Consider the following 16,987-nt stretch of genomic DNA (forward strand, 5'->3'; position numbering starts at 1 on the left):
GTTAAAGAATGTGTAACACCATGTGTCTATGATCATAAACAAAGAGAGAGGTGATGTTCACCTCTCTCTTTGTTGGTCGTTAATCCATTAATGATGGAGAATTTGAGAGAGAAAATTGCGCGTTCTATCGGATTGAGGATTTTCAAAAAATTCAACAGGGTTATTTTCTTCAATGATCTCACCAGCATCCATGAAAATAACGCGATCGGCCACTTCTTTAGCAAAGCCCATCTCATGGGTAACACAAAGCATCGTCATGCCTTCTCCTGCGAGTTCAACCATAACATCTAATACTTCCCGTACCATTTCCGGGTCAAGTGCAGATGTTGGTTCATCAAATAACATAATCTGTGGGTTCATGCACAATGAGCGTGCAATCGCAACTCGTTGCTGCTGACCGCCAGAAAGTTGACCGGGATATTTGTCTGCTTGATCAGGAATCTTTACGCGTTCCAAGTACTTCATCGCAACCGCTTCAGCTTCTCCTTTAGGCATCTTTTTTACCCAAATTGGAGCGAGTGTACAGTTTTCTAACACGGTTAAATGTGGAAAAAGATTGAAATGTTGGAAGCACATACCGACCTCGCGTCGCACAGCTTCGATATTTTTAAGATCTTCCGTCAGTTCGTTGCCCGCGACGACGATTTGTCCTTTTTGGTGCTCTTCCAAACGGTTAATACAGCGAATCATGGTCGATTTCCCTGAGCCTGAAGGGCCACAAATAACGATCTTTTCGCCTTTTTTAACGGTAAGATTGATGTTCTTTAGTACATGAAATTCACCGTACCATTTATTCATATCATTAATCTGAATCATGATTTCTTCAGAAGGTGCGAGGTTGCGTTGCTGCGTCATAATACGTCCTTGATTTGTAGTTATCGTTTGTGACCAGTATGGAGTTTGTTTTCAAGCCATATCGAATATCTAGACATAGAAAAGCAGAACACCCAGAACACTAACGCGACAAATATATAACTTTCAGTAGAAAAGCCTAACCAATCCGGATCGGTATTGGCAGCTTGTCCAATACCGAGCACGTCAAACATCCCGATAATGAGTACTAAGCTGGTATCTTTAAATAGGCCAATGAAGGTATTAACGATAGATGGGATCGTGATCTTCAGTGCTTGCGGCAAAATAATCAAACCGACTTTTTTCCAGTAACTTAAACCTAACGCATCGGCGGCTTCGTATTGACCTTTAGGTATCGCTTGTAAACCACCACGAACCACTTCTGCCATATAAGCCGAACTGAACATAACCACCCCAATTAATGCTCTAACCAATTTATCCGTTTCTGAGCCTTGCGAGAGGAACAGAGGCAGCATAACGGATGCCATAAACAAAACTGTAATCAGTGGCACACCTCTCCAAACCTCGATGTAAACGGTACATAGGCTGCGAATAATGGGCATCTCGGAACGCCGGCCCAACGCCAGTACAACGCCAATCGGTAACGAGACAACAATCCCAACTAAGGCAATAATCAGCGTAACTAATAAGCCTCCCCACTTATGCGTTTCAACCACTTCTAGGCCGAAAAAGCCGCCATAGAGTAACGCCGCGATAAGAAATGGGTAGATGTTGACAAAAAACAACCAAATCCACGTTTTTTTCGGTGTATTTTCATAGGCGAGCAACGCACTAAAAATAGCAAGAGTGAAATAGAAGAGGCGAGGTCGCCATAGCTCAGCTTCTGGATAAAATCCATACATAAACTGATCCCAGCGTACGCTAATAAACACCCAACACGCCCCCTCACGAGTACAATCACTACGTTGTGTACCTACCCAATCTGCATTAATAATCGCCCAATCGACCGTATGCCAAACAAGCCAGAAGACGAAATACCCTAAGATCAGTGTAACGATGGAATTGAGTGCGTTATTAAAAAGATTTTTGCGCAGCCACCCAATGAAGCCAACGGTATTGGCTGGCGGTGGCAAGTTAGGTTGAAACTGATGTACTTTCATCTTATCTCTCCACCAAAGCAACTTTACGGTTATAGATATTCATTAATGCTGATGTCGTCAAACTGAGAGTGAGGTAAACACCCATAGTCATCGCAATAATTTCAATCGCTTGACCCGTTTGATTGAGCGTTGTGCCGGCAAAAACAGAAACCAAATCAGGGTAGCCAATCGCCATCGCTAATGATGAGTTTTTGGTTAAGTTCAGATATTGGCTGGTGAGTGGCGGAATGATGATGCGCAGCGCTTGAGGAATGACCACGAGTTTTAATGTTTTTGAACGAGATAATCCTAATGACATTGCTGCTTCGGATTGGCCATGGCTCACCGCATTAATGCCAGAACGGACAATTTCGGCAATAAATGCGGCCGTATAAATACTCAGTGCAATCAGCAGTGCGGCTAACTCAGGGATAATACTGATGCCACCTTGGAAGTTGAACCCTTGCAGTTGTGGATACTCTGCTGACACTGGACGGCCCATAGCAAAGTACACAATGACAGGAAGTAGGATGCACAAGATAGCCGCAATTCTACCCATAGGCGTCTGCTGACCTGTTAAACGCTGTTTGTTTCGAGCCCAAATGCCAATAATTAAGGTGGTTAGTAAGCCAGCAAGAAAGGCAATAAAGATAAATGTGCTGCCACTTTCGAAAATGGGAGCGGGGAAGAACAGACCACGTACATTGAGAAAAATAGAATCCCCTAACTGCATGCTTTGCCTAGGCGATGGTAGAGCCTGTAACACGGCAAAATACCAAAAGAAAATTTGCAGTAATAAAGGAATATTACGGAAGATTTCTATATACACAGCAGCAAGTCGACTGACTAACCAGTTGGAAGAGAGACGAGCAATACCGATAAAAAAACCTAAAAGGGTGGCAAATACAACGCCTAAAAAAGAAACTAGCGCGGTATTGAGTAAACCTATGATAAAAGTTCGCCCATAACTAAAGGTTTCATTGTATTCGATCAAAGTAAGGCCAATCCCAAAGCCAGCTTCTTGATCTAGGAAGTCAAACCCCGTGGCAATGCCTCGAGAGCTTAAGTTAGAGAGTGCATTGGTCACAATGGTGTAAAAGAAAAAAACCAGAACGAGAACAGCAATAATTTGAAAGGCGACTGAACGAAAAGTAGGATTGTAGAACAAATTTGCGCTTTTAGCCGAGGGAGCTCCTGAGCTAGCCGCAATAGTTTTAGTAGGTTTCATACAACTATAACCTCAAATCCATTTTTCCAAAAAGGCGGTTAAAACCGCCTATTTGGGATTGTGTGACTATTAACGAAGTGGTGGAGCGTACATAAAGCCGCCAGCATTCCACAACGCATTTGCACCTCGTGCGATTTGTAGTGGAGAACCTTTACCTACAGTGCGTTCAAAACTTTCACCATAGTTACCGACTTGTTTTACAATTTGGTATCCCCAATCATCGCGAATGCCCAAACCTTTACCTTTAGGACCATCCAGGCCAAGTATGCGTTTGATATTAGGATCGCTAGATTTAAGCATTTCATCTGCATTTTTTGAGGTAATACCGTACTCTTCTGCGTTAACCATCGCATTGAGAGTCCATTTCGCCACGTTAAACCACTTGTCATCATCTTGACGAACAACGGGCCCAAGTGGTTCTTTAGAAATGATTTCAGGTAATACAACCGCGACGTTAGGATCAGTTAAGTTCAAACGTAGCGCATACAAACCAGATTGGTCGGTTGTTAGAGCATCGCAACGGCCCGCGTCAAAACCTTTTGAGGTTTGCGCTGCTGTATCGAATACCACAGGTTTGTATTTCATGCCCGTGTTGCGGAAGTAGTCCGCCAAGTTCAGCTCAGTAGTTGTACCGGATTGGACACAAACCGATGCCCCATCAAGCTCTTTTGCACTTTTCACTCCTAGGTCTTTTTTCACCATGAACCCTTGACCGTCATAATAGTTTACGCCGACAAAATTAAGGCCGAGTGCTGCGTCGCGTTGGAGCGTCCAGGTTGTATTGCGCGAAAGAACATCGATTTCACCTGATTGTAGGGCGGTAAACCGTTCTTTTGCTGTGAGTGGAACATATTTTACTTTCGATTTGTCACCAAGAACTGCTGCGGCAAGTGCCTGGCAATATTCAACATCAATGCCTTCCCATTCCCCTTTTGAGTTCGGGTTGGAAAAGCCTGGTAGACCAGTGCTCACACCACAAGTAATAAAACCTTGCGAAAGTACTTTATCTAAAGTGCTATCTGCTGCTGAAGCTGTCGTCGCCATCATGGCAGTAGAAGCTGCTACAACAGAAGCAAGAACAGTGAGTTTATTCGCCATTTGTATCCTTCCTGTATGATCCATGTTAAACCAGGTGACACCTGATACAACGTACTAAAAATGTTGTTGTGTAGCTTTCCAAGTTGTATTTGCATGCAATCGCACATTTACAAATCAACCGTTTATAAGCGTAGGTAATGATTTGTATTTTCTCAAATTAGTAATTTGAAAGATTTTTGATTAGATTCACAAACCTAAGCTGCAGCTAGAATGAACAAATGTTGCAAGATTGTAAATAGTGCAACCATGTTCAATAGTGGGGCAACAGAATAGAAGCAGTATATTTCTCTTTTAACGTAAAATTAACAATTGTGTCATTAGTGTGTTATCAGGATTTTCAACTGTCTAATGGCGAAAATTTGGTTGATAATTATTTGGCTACATTTAATTAGTGTCGCAGATGCCCTATTTTTGGTAGCATCAAGCGAATAGTTATCTAGATTATTCATGGAATGAAATGCAGTATTTTCCTCTGTTTTTGAATTTATTGGGCAAACCAGTGCTGGTTGTGGGTGGGGGCGAAGTCGCCTGTCGAAAAGTAGAAGCATTGATTCGAGCTGGGGCTCAAGTCACCGTTGTATCACCTAAGATTGAACGTTATCTTTTGGAACTGGTAGAGCAGAATCGTTGCCAATGGGTTCAAAACTTTTATTCATCAGAACTATTAACGAAAGAATACTGGCAGGTATGGGCCACAACGGATAATCCGTCGCTTAACCACCAAGTGCATAAAGATGCAAGAAAGACAGGTGTTTTGGTCAATGTTGTCGATGATCAACCATACTGTGATTTTATTACGCCATCGATGGTCAACCGTGGACGAATTCAGATCGCAATATCCAGTGGTGGTGCATCACCAGTGTTGGTGAGAAATATCCGAGAAACATTGGAAGCAGTTCTTCCGCAAAATCTCTCGTTGCTTGCTGATTTCGCTGCCTCCAAGAGAAATTCAATTAAACAATCACTCAATTCTGTCAGTGCTAGAAGAAAGTTTTGGGAAGCCTTTTTAAGTGATTCCAAAACAGAAAATGCAGTAAGCCGTGAAGAATTAGAGCGTTTATACCAACAAGCTCTCTTAGTGCCTATAGAAGAATCAGCACAATGTACATGGATAAGCTGTGGCGATGATGTTGAAATGCTGCCGATCAAAGCGCTACGTTACATGCAAAGGGCAGAGGTGGTTTTTTATGAACAACATTCTCCTTTTGAATTGATTGATCTTGTTCGCCGTGATGCTGAAAGGGAAAGTTTTAAGAATGCCGCGCAACTTGCAGAAAAGCTTGAGCAAGCAAAGTCTGATCGCAAAAGAATATGTATTTTGTTACCTAGAAACAGAGCAGAGTACGCTTTGCTTGTGGGGAAAGACTTAATGTTGTAAGACGTTGGGTATTCACTCATCCAAGTTAGAGGCAAGGAATCGATTCATTGTAAATGATAGTTATCAGTGATTGAAAAGCCACCTAATGAGGTGGCTTTGATATTTTATTCGTGGTGCTGTTAGTCTCGAAAATTGTCATATTGGAATGGCTGGCCCATATCCGATTCACGCATTAGAGCGATCACTGATTGTAAATCATCTCTCTTTTTACCCGTTACTCTTACTTTTTCACCTTGAATGGATGCTTGGACTTTGAGCTTGGCATCCTTAATGGCCTTTACCACTTTCTTGGAGGTTAACGGGTCCAGTCCTTGTTTAAATTGGACATCTTTAAACCAGCGCTTGCCGGAATGTACGGAATCTTTCGCTTCCATCGCTTTGGCATCAACACCTCGTTTCGCGAGGTTGCCACGTAAAATATCCATCATTTGACCCAATTGAAAATCATCTTCTGCAGACAGTTTTACAACTTCATCTTTGAGTTCAAATCCAGCTTCTACATTACGAAAATCAAAACGAGTAGAAAGCTCTCGGTTTGCATTATCGACAGCATTACGAAGTTCAACAGTATCGACTTCTGAAACGATATCAAAAGAAGGCATGGTGTTTCCTTATCTATTGCTTAGTATTTACTTTAAGTTACGGCGGTCAGTGATCGCTTGTGCCAGCATATCCCGCATAGTTGCTGGGTTATCCCATCCTAAGCATGGATCGGTAATCGATTGACCATAGGTGAGGTGATTTAAGTCATGCATTGGCTGATTACCTTCGATAATGAAGCTTTCAGCCATAATACCAGCAACGAAATCCTTACCTGCACGTATTTGTGTGCAGATGTCGGCCGTTACATCTATCTGTTTTCTATGCTGCTTTTGGCAATTCGCGTGGCTAAAATCTACGATGAGGCGCGGGGCTAAGCCGAATTCGATCAGTTGCTCGCAGGCTGAAGATACGGAGTCAGCGTCATAGTTTGTCCCTGTATCACCACCGCGTAAAATAACATGGCCAAAGGGGTTACCACTGGTACGATAAACGGTCATACGGCCATTTTTATCCGGTGAGTAAAAGTAATGCGATGCTTGGGCCGCTCGAATGGCATCAATAGCAATTTTGATGTTGCCATTCGTGCCATTTTTAAAACCGACAGGGCACGACAGTGCAGACGCCATTTCTCGGTGTATCTGAGATTCCGTAGTACGCGCACCAATAGCTCCCCACGTGATGAGATCTGCGATGTATTGCCCGGTGATCATGTCTAAAAATTCAGTCGCAGTAGCAAGGCCTAGCTTGTTGATATCTAATAATAATTTCCGTGCTTTATTGAGCCCTGTTTCCAGTGCATATGAACCATCCAGATTGGGATCCGTAATCAAACCTTTCCAGCCCACAACGGTGCGTGGTTTCTCGAAATAGGTACGCATGACGATAAACAGTTCATTTTTATATTGGTCTTGGATCGCACTCAAACGTTGAGCGTAATCCATTGCGGCTTCAGTGTCGTGTACTGAACATGGACCGACAATGACTAACAAGCGATCATCGTGACCAGTCAGAATATTTTCAATTTGACGGCGTGAGTTTGCGATGCGCTCTGCTACGTCGTCTGTGATCGGATGCGCATTTCCAAGCTCTGCCGGAGTCGGCATTGGGCCCAAGGCTTGAGTTCTTAATTCATCTGTTTTTAATGGCATGGTAAAGCCTGTACTCTTATTGCGAAGCGGTAAAGATAACGGAATTGGCAATAGGAATAAACTCCAAAACGGAAAACTTATTACTTATCATCTGCAAGATGAAATTTTATTCATAAATTTATCATAAATATTTACTTTTACTTGAATTAATACTCGGCTATGGGTATTTTCCTGAGCAAGATAATTAAAAATGTAGGGAGTAATGAATGAGTTTGGCACAACATGATACGATCCACCCTCAGTTGATCTTAGGTGATGCCCTTCCAGCGGCAATTGAATCAAGTGGAAATGCCCAGCATTTGTATGTATCGCTGTCCGACATTATTTTAGATTCGTTGTTTTATCATCCTTCGATCGAGCAACATTTTGCGAATCTAACTGAACTTGAGCAAGGCTCTTTGCAATCCATTCTTGATGACAAAGCGGTTGCGGAGCATTTTACGTCAACTATCGTCGATAGAGTCGTGGCAGCGGTTCAAAAAAATCACACTACGATTCGTGTCTGTTTGAGTGATGCAGATAGTTACACTTATAAGGCGTTGATCGGTGGAAGTGTTGAAACGGATGAAATTAACCCAGCGATGGGAGTGCGTGGCGTATCGCGTTTTTCTTCCAACCAGTATGCAAAAGCGTTTAGTTATGAATGCGCTGTGATCAAGGCATTGCGCAACCAAGGATTGAACATCGAAATTGTGGTGCCATTTGTTCGAACATTAAGTGATGCGGCTACGATCATTGACCGACTGGCAGAGCAGTCTTTACCTCGGAGTTTAGATGGTTTGAAAGTGCTTTATTCTTGCGATGTTCCATCAGCGGCATTGTTGGCAGAGCGTTTGATGCACTATTTTGATGGTGTGGTCATCAACATCGATAACTTAACACAATACACCTTAGGCATTGATAAAGAGAATCCTGAACTTTCCCATTTGTTTAATCCAGAGAGTGAGGCGGTCATCACGCTGCTCGATTTAGCATCAAAAGCGGCACGTCATGCGAATAAGCCGATTTTGGTCGTCACCCAAGCACTCGCAAGTTATCCAAAGCTGCAGGAGCACTTAGCTGAAAGTGTTCAGGCTGATGTTGTGGTAAAAATGTAATGATTTGATTTGGGCGCAGAATAGCTGCGCTCAACCCTAACTTTTTGTAACAACTTATTGACATTTCACAGCGTATACCTTGAACTGGTCTGACAACCATATTGAAAAGGTCAAGCCTCATGCTCTCCCCATTAACAAAAGCGAATCTTTACTTAAATCTGTTTGGTTTTTTAAAAGTGCCACTGATTTGGTCCTGCAGGCCAAAGATTTTAGTGCTAAACGAACACTCTGTAGAAATTCGAATTCCACTTAAACGTCGCAATAAAAATCATTTAAATAGTATGTATTTTGGTGTGTTAGCCGTTGGTGCAGACGTAGCGGGCGGTTTTATGGCAATGCATAAAGCACAACAGCGTGGCTCCAAAGTATCGTTGGCGTTTAAAGCGGTTAGTGCGGAGTTTTTAAAAAGGCCGGAGGCGGATGTTCATTTTCATTGCCATGATGGCCAGCTAATAGACAGTATGCTTGATGAAACTATCGCGACCGGAGAGCGAGTCAATCAGACAGTAAAGATCATTGCAACCTGTCCTTCATTGCATGGTGACGAGCCTATGGCGGAGTTTCATCTTACTTTATCGTTAAAGCGTATTGGTAAATAAGGCTGAATTAGAGACTACTCGCTTAATTCTATCGGTTCAATGTCGACAATCTTATTTCTATTTAAAACAATTTTCCAACGGTAGTAGCGGGGCTCTTCTTTATGGTTATCTTCTTTGATAATCAAGTTAAGCAAGTGCCGTTTTTCTACGGTTTCTCGACTCACTTGACCACCACTTAACTGATAAATGCGATTAGAGCCTTTGTCCATCAAACGGGTAATCGGGCGTAGATCAATGTGTAAAGTTTCGCGTGTTTCCTCATAGCCACTCATGAAGCGTGAGGTTGACATGGCCGTTTCTGAGCGATAGTGAAGTACCTGTTCCTCCCTTTGAACAATGCGTTTCTTGCGAATTGTTTTGATTCGGTCTGGTAATTTACTCAGGTTGGTATAATCAAGCCATTCAATTTTGTAACCCACAGATTTTCCGGTTGTTGGATCTATATAACGACGCTTCCATTTAGGTTTTCCTTTACGGATCCAGCGCCACAGCATATCGCGTAAGTCATCTTTAAAGATCTCGCGTAATGCATAAACAAACGACATAGCGATGATAAAAGAGGCGGTGATTTCCCCCCAATAGTCGCGAGCTGTAATGGCGATGACGGTGACAAACAGCATCACAAGCCCAGTCGCGATGCCTTTTACGGCACGCTTCATGTTATTACCTAAAGAGGTGACGTGTTCATTAAGCACAATGGGATGCTCGATTAAACGGCGTAGTAGGCGCATCTTGTTACTCAGCCGAGTGATGTCTTCCCCTGCCTTTGCCGAGTTGTAATTGTTAAGTTTACGATGTGCCTGTTCTTTCTCAACCAGTGTAATTAGACGCTCTTTGATGGTTTTATATTCACCATCGCGGTTCATGTGTGCGACTAGGGAAAGAAACTTTTGCTCAGTATACCAAGATAAATAGTTATCAATATTGGCGTAATAGCGTTTTAAGCTCTCTTCATAAGGAATGCTGCGGCGCAATCTTTTCAAAATATCTAAAGAGAGTTCAATGACACTATCAACTTCATCTGATGTGACGGTGTCACTCGTCGTATTGAGTTGTACTACAGCTTTATCTAGAGCGATAACATACTGATAAGCAAATAAACTCAAACTGACTCGATACTGAGTAGAAGAGAGATGGCCTCGTTGTGCAAGTCGGCTGTGCACTAAGGGCAGTAACGTTTTATCACTGTAATACGCACGCTCTTGGTGGATGAAGCTATAGTAAAAGTCAGATTCAGGAAGTATTTCGGGTGTTAGACCTAAATCACCGGGAATGAATAGGTAAATGTCTAGATCAAGTTCTTTGCTCTGAGACATGGCATGTGAAATTTTAAGCGTGATGGCATCTTGCTTATCGACATTAACCAAAGAAAGCTCCTGAAAAAATGCTTATTTTTCCCTTGAATGCAGGAAAGGATAACAGAGATCACGTATAATCTCTGCAAAATTGAGGTGAGACATAGTAAATGATTAACGTTGGTCAAATAAACAGTTTAGAAGTCGTGAAGATTGCTGATTTCGGCGTATTTTTGGATGCTGAAGATTTTGGAACCACTTTACTGCCTAAACGATTTACCCCAGATGGGGTTGAATTGGGGCAGAAAATAGACGTATTTTTGTATTTCGATTCAGACAATCAACTTGCCGCGACGACTGAAAAACCGATTGCAAAAGTAGGCGAGTGGGGATTGATGAAAGTGCAGGGTGTGAATAGCACTGGTGTTTTTGTTGATTGGGGTCTGAAGGGTAAAGATTTATTGGTGCCTTACAGCGAACAGCGTGCTCGTTTTAAAGAAGGACAAATGATTTTAGTGTATGTCTACACTGATAAGGCTTCCGGCCGCATCGTAGGCACAACAAAATTCAACAAGTGGCTGGACAAAACCCCTGCAAACTATACGCAGAATCAGCAAGTTGATCTATTAATTGCAGAACACTCAGAACTCGGATACAAGGCCATCATCAATGGCGAGCACTGGGGGATGATTTTCCCATCAGATGTGTTTGGTAAGTTGTTTATTGGTAAGACCTTAAAAGGCTACATCAAAAATATCCGTGAAGATGGAAAAATTGACCTAGCTCTGCAAAAAATTGGCGTAGCAAAAATGGATGAGCTAAGCACTAAGATCATAGAGTTACTTGAGAAAAAGGGTGGTTTTCTTCCATTAAGTGATAAATCGACACCAGAAGCTATTTTTTCGATGTTCCGTACCAGTAAGGGAACCTTTAAGAAGAGTATTGGTGGTTTGTACAAGCAGGGAAAAATTACCATTGGGGAAGATGGAATTCATCTTGTATAGCTGAGGCGTCCACCTCCTGTTGCAATCTATTTTCCTTGACGATAAAAAAAGGCCCGAAACTTTTCCGTTTTTGGGCCTAGGGGAATGGCTCATTTGAGCCTACGCTAATCATTAAAATAGTCGTACTTATGCTTCCCTGTAAGTATAGTCGTTATCGCTAGAAGTGCGCGTGTTTTCTAGATTTTTGTCCTATTTTGGGGCGTGTTAAAACAAATTTTTATCTTTAACGAGTTCTCTTGGTAAACCATTTTTTATGCGGTTTCCTACCCATTTCCCTAGGCCAATCACATCGTTACCGAGTTTAACCAGCACTTCGCCAGAGCCAGTTTGTAGTGCTGGTTTGACATCTCTGCCCATGTACCAATCTCGCGCTTCTTCAATCGATAGTGTGATGCAGTTTGATTCGTTACCAGTCGCTAATGATGTAGCGACTTGATGTTGCCAACGATAACCTTTTTTATGTGTTTCAGCGATTTTTATCCCCATGCGAGAGAAGCGGAATTTGCCGAGCATAGGTTCCAGTGTGTTTGGAAATAACCATACATCATTATCACGTAGCCAGACACTGGTATCATCGGGGATCGCAACTTCAAACGTTTTCATTAGTTGATCCGCGATCTCTTGTGTGAGTTTAAGGTTGGCTTTCGCAAAAGGAAATTGACCTAAGCGTTTGTTGACTTCAGGGTGGGGTACAGAGCTAAGTTTACGGATTTTCGCAACAAAAAAACCTTCACAATCATAAGTTTGAGGGAATATATGCAAAAACCCTTCGTCTGTAATAGCTGCTTTTGCATCCTCAAACAATGAGCTAAGGGAAACAAATTCAACTGATTGTGGATATTTTTCTTTTAGATGCAAGCACACTTGTTGGTTCTCTTCTGTACTCAATGTACAGGTTGAGTAGACCATCACACCGCCGGGCTTTAAAGCTTGAAACGCACTTTCAATCAAATCTTTTTGTGTTGCAGAAATCGACAATACAGATTCTTTGCTCCAGTTTTTCATCGCATCAGGATCTTTACGAATGGTACCTTCTCCTGAGCATGGAGCATCTATTAACACCGCATCAAATTGTTCCGGTAACCAACCGCCAAAGACTCGACCATCAAAATTGCTCAGTGCACTGTTGCGTACACCGCAGCGTTCGATATTAGCATGCAGCACTTTAACACGGCTGGCTGAAAATTCGTTGGCGACTAATACGCCTTCATTTTCCATACACGCCGCAATTTGCGTTGTTTTTGAACCCGGAGCCGCCGCCATGTCGAGTACTGAATTGAACGATTCATCGCCAGTGAAAAGAGCGGACACTGGCATCATAGAACTGGCTTCTTGAATGTAAAAAAGCCCTGCCATATGTTCGGCGGTATTACCTAAAGGTACGACAGACTCATCGGCTTCAATCCAAAAACCCGTATTACACCAAGGCACTGGTGATAAAGCCCATCCTTTCTCTACGGCGCGTTGACAAAAGCTATCGACAGAGATTTTTAGCGTGTTGACTCGGATACTTTTACGCAAAGGACGCTGGCAAGCTGCAATAAAATCACTCATCGTTAGATGTGTGGGCAGTATCGCTTCAATTGTCGCAAGAAAAGGTTCAGGTAGGGTTATATTGGCGTGCAAAGCAGTATCTCGTCTGGGAGTTGAGGCCGGATTATATAAGAATCGTGATGAGATCAAAATAATAAAAAATGCAGCCGATCAGCTGCATTTTATAAGAATCAAGGTTAACCCTTTAAGGTTTTGGTATGGCTGTTCGCCATTGGTGCCATTCTGGTTTGGCTTCAGGATATAAGTAAAATGCTTGGCCTTGTTTAGCGATAGGCTGTAGCTGTTTTTGCTCTGGAGTGGCAAATGTAATTCCGCCTTTCATGATGCTATCTAACGTGCCTGCTTTTATATTTGCACCAGATAAACCGATGGATACATCGACGCCAGAAGTGTTCCAAAATACGCTATTGCTGCGAACCAGATAAGCGAACTCTTTTTGGATTTCAATGGTAAACATGACGCGGTCTGCAAAGTCTCCTAGAGCAACATGGGTTACTTTGCCTACTTCCATTTCACGGTAGAGAACAGGGCTGTCTTCAGCCACTGATCCTCGTGTTTCACTTTGTAAGGTGAATTCAATACCGAGTGCTTGTTGTGGCTGTTTTTCTAGTTCAAATTGATACTGCACATCGCCAAACCCGGGTTGGACCTCAATGCTGGAACTGAGTAAGTTTTGCAGATTTTCAACACCATTGAAGCCAATCTTAGTTTTCGCTACCCAAAAGTGAGAGCCATTTCTGGCAATGCCTAATGCGTAGCTAGGCTCAATTCTCGCTTGGAGTGTAATTTGGTTTGTCTTGAAATTAGGTGTTACAGAAACAACCTCTCCCACAGTGATATTGTTATATTTGATGGATGTTCCTAGCGTAATGCCAAAGGATGCGTCAGCCGTTAAAATGATTTCTTGGCCCGCCTTACGTGCTTGATCGTAGCTGTCATAGAGTTTCCACAAGTTCTGATCTTTGTTATCAATACCTTGCAACGAATCAAATGCAATGCCTCCTTGAATTAAGGTTTTTAAAGGAGCAGCTTTGACTTTTACGCCTGCAAGTGTTGCATTAATTTCGACGCCAGAACGGTTCCAAAAAACAGTTTGATTCGTAATCAGATGGCGATATTGATTCTCTATTTTGACCTCGATTTTCACACCTTCTTTAGTGAGCTTAAAGCCAAAAACACTGCCTACTTGAAGGTTACGGTATAGGAGCGGGCTGCCCGGATTGATGGGAGGAAGCTCGTCGGCAAAAAGAGTCAGTGTCTGTGAGCCGCTTTGATTATATTTTGCAAGCTCAGCTAAGGATTTACTTTGATATAGCGGGTATTCATTACTCGCATTTTCAGCGCCTTCGCTGATGAAACTGATTGAGCCGGCGAGCAGTTGTTTGGCAGGAGGGATCGAAACATTAAGGCCTGATTCGGTGAGCTCTGCGGTGGCCGAGCCTGTAATGTAAAAACGATTCTGTGAGCGTATGAGTGATGAGTACTCTTCATCAATCAGCGTATTGAGCACAACACTGTCTTGCTGCAACTTTACGTCAATTACTGAACCTACCGCGATGCCTCGATACAAAATCTGGCTGCCCACATCTAAGCCATATGAGCTTTCCGCTGTAAGTTTGATAGCAATCGATTTTGCTTGTGACTGATTAAATTCAAATTGGCGAATTGCAGTGAAACTTCTGGCCTTTTCGCCCTTGCCAGGAATGAGTGTCAAGTAATTTCCTTTGATCAAATTACCGATGTTCTCAACTCCAGAGAGTGAGACTTTGGCCTCTTCCAACACAAAACGGCTTCCCGAATTGAGCATATCGCTAAAAGCCGGTTGGATAGCTGCAGAGGCGATGATCTGTTGGTGACTTTTACTGAGCTGCAATTCCGTGATTTGACCGACTTCTATTCCTCGGTAAATGATGGGGGCACCGGTTTGGTTAATATTATGTTGATCGGGTAGGGTGATTTTCACAGGGATACCACGCCCTGCGGTTTTTAAATCGCGATAGAGACTAAATTGGGTATTTTGTTCAACAGGCTCCCCACCGTCCGGTGAATCGACGGCAATTGAACCACCGATTAATGCACTTAAACTTTCTAAGCGGACGTCAACACCTTCAAAGCCAATGCTTGCACCAACACCGCTGACATTCCAAAAACGGCTTTCATTGGTAATAATGTGGCGATACTCGTCTTTTATCGAGGCTTGAATGAGTACCGACTTTGCATCGTCATCGAGTTTGTAGTTAAACACTTCACCAATCGGAATTTTTTTATAGACGATTTGTGAGCCAACAGAAATACCTCCGAGATCGCGAGCCTTTAGAGAAATGATAAGCCCTTGATTAGGCAGTAGATCAGAAGGTGCACCATCTAAAGCACTAAACACTTTATCGTGTTCAGCTGAACTATTTTCGTTACCCGGTTGAATCGCAATATAGTTTCCTGAAACCAACGCATCTAGGCCTGAAACGCCAGATAAACTGGCCGTTGGCTTCACTAACCAAAATCGGGTATTGTCATTGAGTAACTGAGTAGCTTCTGGATAAATATCGGCTTCCACATAGATGTTTTCTAATCCTTCGGACAGTTTAATATCTCTTACCATGCCGACTTCGAGCCCTTGGTAGCGAATTGTTGTTCGTCCTGCGACTAAGCCTTGTGCGTCCGAAAAATAGATCTGGATTCGTTCGCCAGCATCGTGAATGGCTTTAACGACTAACCAACCTGCGAGCGCCATGGTGAGTATGGGCAGTATCCACAAAGGTGAGATGCCCCTGTTTCGCTTAACATCGGGAGTGTATGAGGGCTGGCTTGAAATTTGTTTACTCATGTGAAGGCTCGTTTTGGTCTGCGATTTCTGGGTAATTATCCCAGATGAGTCTTGGGTCCATACTTTCCGTGGCGAGCATGGTGAGTACAACCACCAAGCCAAAGGCAACGGCTCCATAACCGGGAGTGAAGTCGAGAATTTGACCGCGATCAACCAGTGTCAACATAATTGAGATGACAAACAGATCCATTACCGACCATTTGCCGATCCATTTAATCGCGAAATAAATGTTCATTCTCTGACGGTGGTAAACCGTTCGCTTAAATTTAATCGCCAGTAATAGATAGGTCAGGCCGAATATTTTTACAATAGGCACGATTATACTGGCCACAAAAATGATGATTGCAATTCCGACCATACCACTATTAATCAGTGACGCAACACCAGAGAAGATGGTGTCTTCTAATCGCTGTCCGTTGGTAATTAAAATCGATATTGGAATCAGGTTCGCGGGGAAAATAGCGACACTTGCTGCAATTAAATAGGCCCAAGTTCGTTGTATCGAGTTGGGTTTCCGGTGATATAATTTTTGCGCGCAACGCACGCAGTGCGTATTTTCTGGTTGTGAAAGATGGCAATGGTGGCAATGCACCTCTTTACGCTCGAAGGCATATTGATTCTCTGGCTGCCACGCTTGCCAATAGCGCCTTACGCTAACTCGAGTCGCTAACAATACGGTTGCCAGTTGCAGCAAAACTAAACCATACAACCCCACACCGATAAAAATGTCGGAATAATCTTGAAGTTTAAAACAAGATACCGCCACGCTGACTAAAAAAACATCGAGCATTACCCATGCTTTTAATCGCTGAATAATGATCAGTGAGCCACGCAGTAGATGAAACCATCGATAACGCAAGGCGATATGAGCGGTCACTACGGAACCACACACTAAAAGTGGCGCAATAGAGCTGCAAAATAGCACCAATAAAGCGAGCGCTCCAAAGCCCTCTTCAGCCAGCGCAAAGACACCGGATGGCAAGGTGGCGGGGATCATCACCCCAACCAAGCGAATGCTGATGAATTCAAAAAAATGAGAAGGGATAAACAGTAACAAGCAAGTGATGGCGACGGCTAAATCCCCAGACAAAGAGGGAGACCCACCGCGGTACAGTTGGGTACCGCAGCGTGGGCAATAGGCACTTTTCCCATGCTCAACCTCGACGAGATCAACGGCCAATTCACAGCCGTGACACAACCTCACGCCGTTAGGTGATTGTGGATGTTGAATAAGCGCTGAATGTTGAGACAAACAATCATCCTAATT

At 43.1% G+C, this 16,987-nt stretch carries 14 protein-coding genes; 4 read left to right on the top strand and 10 right to left on the bottom strand.

Features of this window, described 5'->3' with window-relative positions:
• Positions 1 to 87 precede the first annotated feature (87 nt).
• From AACQ21_RS07230 to AACQ21_RS07245, 4 genes are all read right to left on the bottom strand, one after another.
• On the bottom strand, positions 88 to 855 hold the full coding sequence (locus AACQ21_RS07230; RefSeq protein WP_013856933.1) for an amino acid ABC transporter ATP-binding protein: 768 nt from the start codon (positions 853 to 855) through the stop codon (positions 88 to 90).
• Between the two features lie 20 nt (positions 856 to 875).
• Positions 876 to 1,973, bottom strand: coding sequence for an amino acid ABC transporter permease (locus AACQ21_RS07235; protein WP_105977458.1), 1,098 nt, complete (start codon positions 1,971 to 1,973; stop codon positions 876 to 878).
• 1 nt (position 1,974) lies between these two features.
• Positions 1,975 to 3,180 (bottom strand): amino acid ABC transporter permease, encoded by a 1,206-nt coding sequence (locus tag AACQ21_RS07240; protein WP_017044681.1) that lies wholly within the window; start codon positions 3,178 to 3,180, stop codon positions 1,975 to 1,977.
• A 69-nt stretch (positions 3,181 to 3,249) separates the two neighbouring features.
• Positions 3,250 to 4,278: an amino acid ABC transporter substrate-binding protein gene (locus AACQ21_RS07245; protein ID WP_026027113.1), complete on the bottom strand. Its 1,029-nt coding sequence runs from the start codon at positions 4,276 to 4,278 to the stop codon at positions 3,250 to 3,252.
• Positions 4,279 to 4,735: 457 nt separating this feature from the next.
• Here AACQ21_RS07245 and AACQ21_RS07250 point away from each other — a divergent pair, with 457 nt between their 5' ends.
• Positions 4,736 to 5,656 carry a precorrin-2 dehydrogenase/sirohydrochlorin ferrochelatase family protein gene (locus AACQ21_RS07250; RefSeq protein ID WP_017044682.1) on the top strand — a complete coding sequence of 307 codons (921 nt, stop codon included), beginning with the start codon at positions 4,736 to 4,738 and terminating at the stop codon, positions 5,654 to 5,656.
• Positions 5,657 to 5,775: 119 nt separating this feature from the next.
• On the opposite strand, the gene AACQ21_RS07255 is transcribed toward AACQ21_RS07250, so the two are convergent.
• Together AACQ21_RS07255 and AACQ21_RS07260 are read right to left on the bottom strand one after the other, a co-directional pair.
• On the bottom strand, positions 5,776 to 6,258 hold the full coding sequence (locus tag AACQ21_RS07255) for a YajQ family cyclic di-GMP-binding protein (protein ID WP_010319065.1): 483 nt from the start codon (positions 6,256 to 6,258) through the stop codon (positions 5,776 to 5,778).
• A 27-nt stretch (positions 6,259 to 6,285) separates the two neighbouring features.
• Positions 6,286 to 7,347 (bottom strand): 3-deoxy-7-phosphoheptulonate synthase, encoded by a 1,062-nt coding sequence (locus AACQ21_RS07260; RefSeq protein WP_105977459.1) that lies wholly within the window; start codon positions 7,345 to 7,347, stop codon positions 6,286 to 6,288.
• Between the two features lie 206 nt (positions 7,348 to 7,553).
• On the opposite strand from AACQ21_RS07260, the gene AACQ21_RS07265 reads away from it, so the two are divergent.
• Entirely contained in the window at positions 7,554 to 8,444 is an 891-nt protein-coding gene (locus tag AACQ21_RS07265; protein ID WP_019282708.1) for a putative PEP-binding protein, read from the top strand.
• Between the two features lie 119 nt (positions 8,445 to 8,563).
• On the top strand, positions 8,564 to 9,043 hold the full coding sequence (locus AACQ21_RS07270; RefSeq protein ID WP_026028837.1) for a DUF4442 domain-containing protein: 480 nt from the start codon (positions 8,564 to 8,566) through the stop codon (positions 9,041 to 9,043).
• Positions 9,044 to 9,057: 14 nt separating this feature from the next.
• On the opposite strand, the gene AACQ21_RS07275 is transcribed toward AACQ21_RS07270, so the two are convergent.
• Positions 9,058 to 10,410: a hypothetical protein gene (locus AACQ21_RS07275; RefSeq protein WP_105977460.1), complete on the bottom strand. Its 1,353-nt coding sequence runs from the start codon at positions 10,408 to 10,410 to the stop codon at positions 9,058 to 9,060.
• 98 nt (positions 10,411 to 10,508) lie between these two features.
• Here AACQ21_RS07275 and AACQ21_RS07280 point away from each other — a divergent pair, with 98 nt between their 5' ends.
• Complete coding sequence (locus AACQ21_RS07280) at positions 10,509 to 11,342, top strand: CvfB family protein (protein WP_013856923.1); 834 nt, start codon at positions 10,509 to 10,511, stop codon at positions 11,340 to 11,342.
• Positions 11,343 to 11,546: 204 nt separating this feature from the next.
• Here AACQ21_RS07280 and rsmF read toward each other — a convergent pair whose 3' ends face one another.
• From rsmF to AACQ21_RS07295, 3 genes are all read right to left on the bottom strand, one after another.
• On the bottom strand, positions 11,547 to 12,968 hold the full coding sequence (gene rsmF, locus AACQ21_RS07285) for a 16S rRNA (cytosine(1407)-C(5))-methyltransferase RsmF (protein WP_219884460.1): 1,422 nt from the start codon (positions 12,966 to 12,968) through the stop codon (positions 11,547 to 11,549).
• A 112-nt stretch (positions 12,969 to 13,080) separates the two neighbouring features.
• Positions 13,081 to 15,720, bottom strand: coding sequence for a PqiB family protein (locus AACQ21_RS07290; protein WP_105977462.1), 2,640 nt, complete (start codon positions 15,718 to 15,720; stop codon positions 13,081 to 13,083).
• Entirely contained in the window at positions 15,713 to 16,972 is a 1,260-nt protein-coding gene (locus AACQ21_RS07295) for a paraquat-inducible protein A (protein WP_013856919.1), read from the bottom strand. The genes AACQ21_RS07290 and AACQ21_RS07295 overlap by 8 nt, the downstream gene beginning before the upstream one ends.
• Positions 16,973 to 16,987 lie beyond the last annotated feature (15 nt).

The organism is Vibrio sp. V01_P9A10T6, assembly GCF_963877065.1.
Taxonomy (GTDB): Bacteria; Pseudomonadota; Gammaproteobacteria; order Enterobacterales; family Vibrionaceae; genus Vibrio; species Vibrio anguillarum.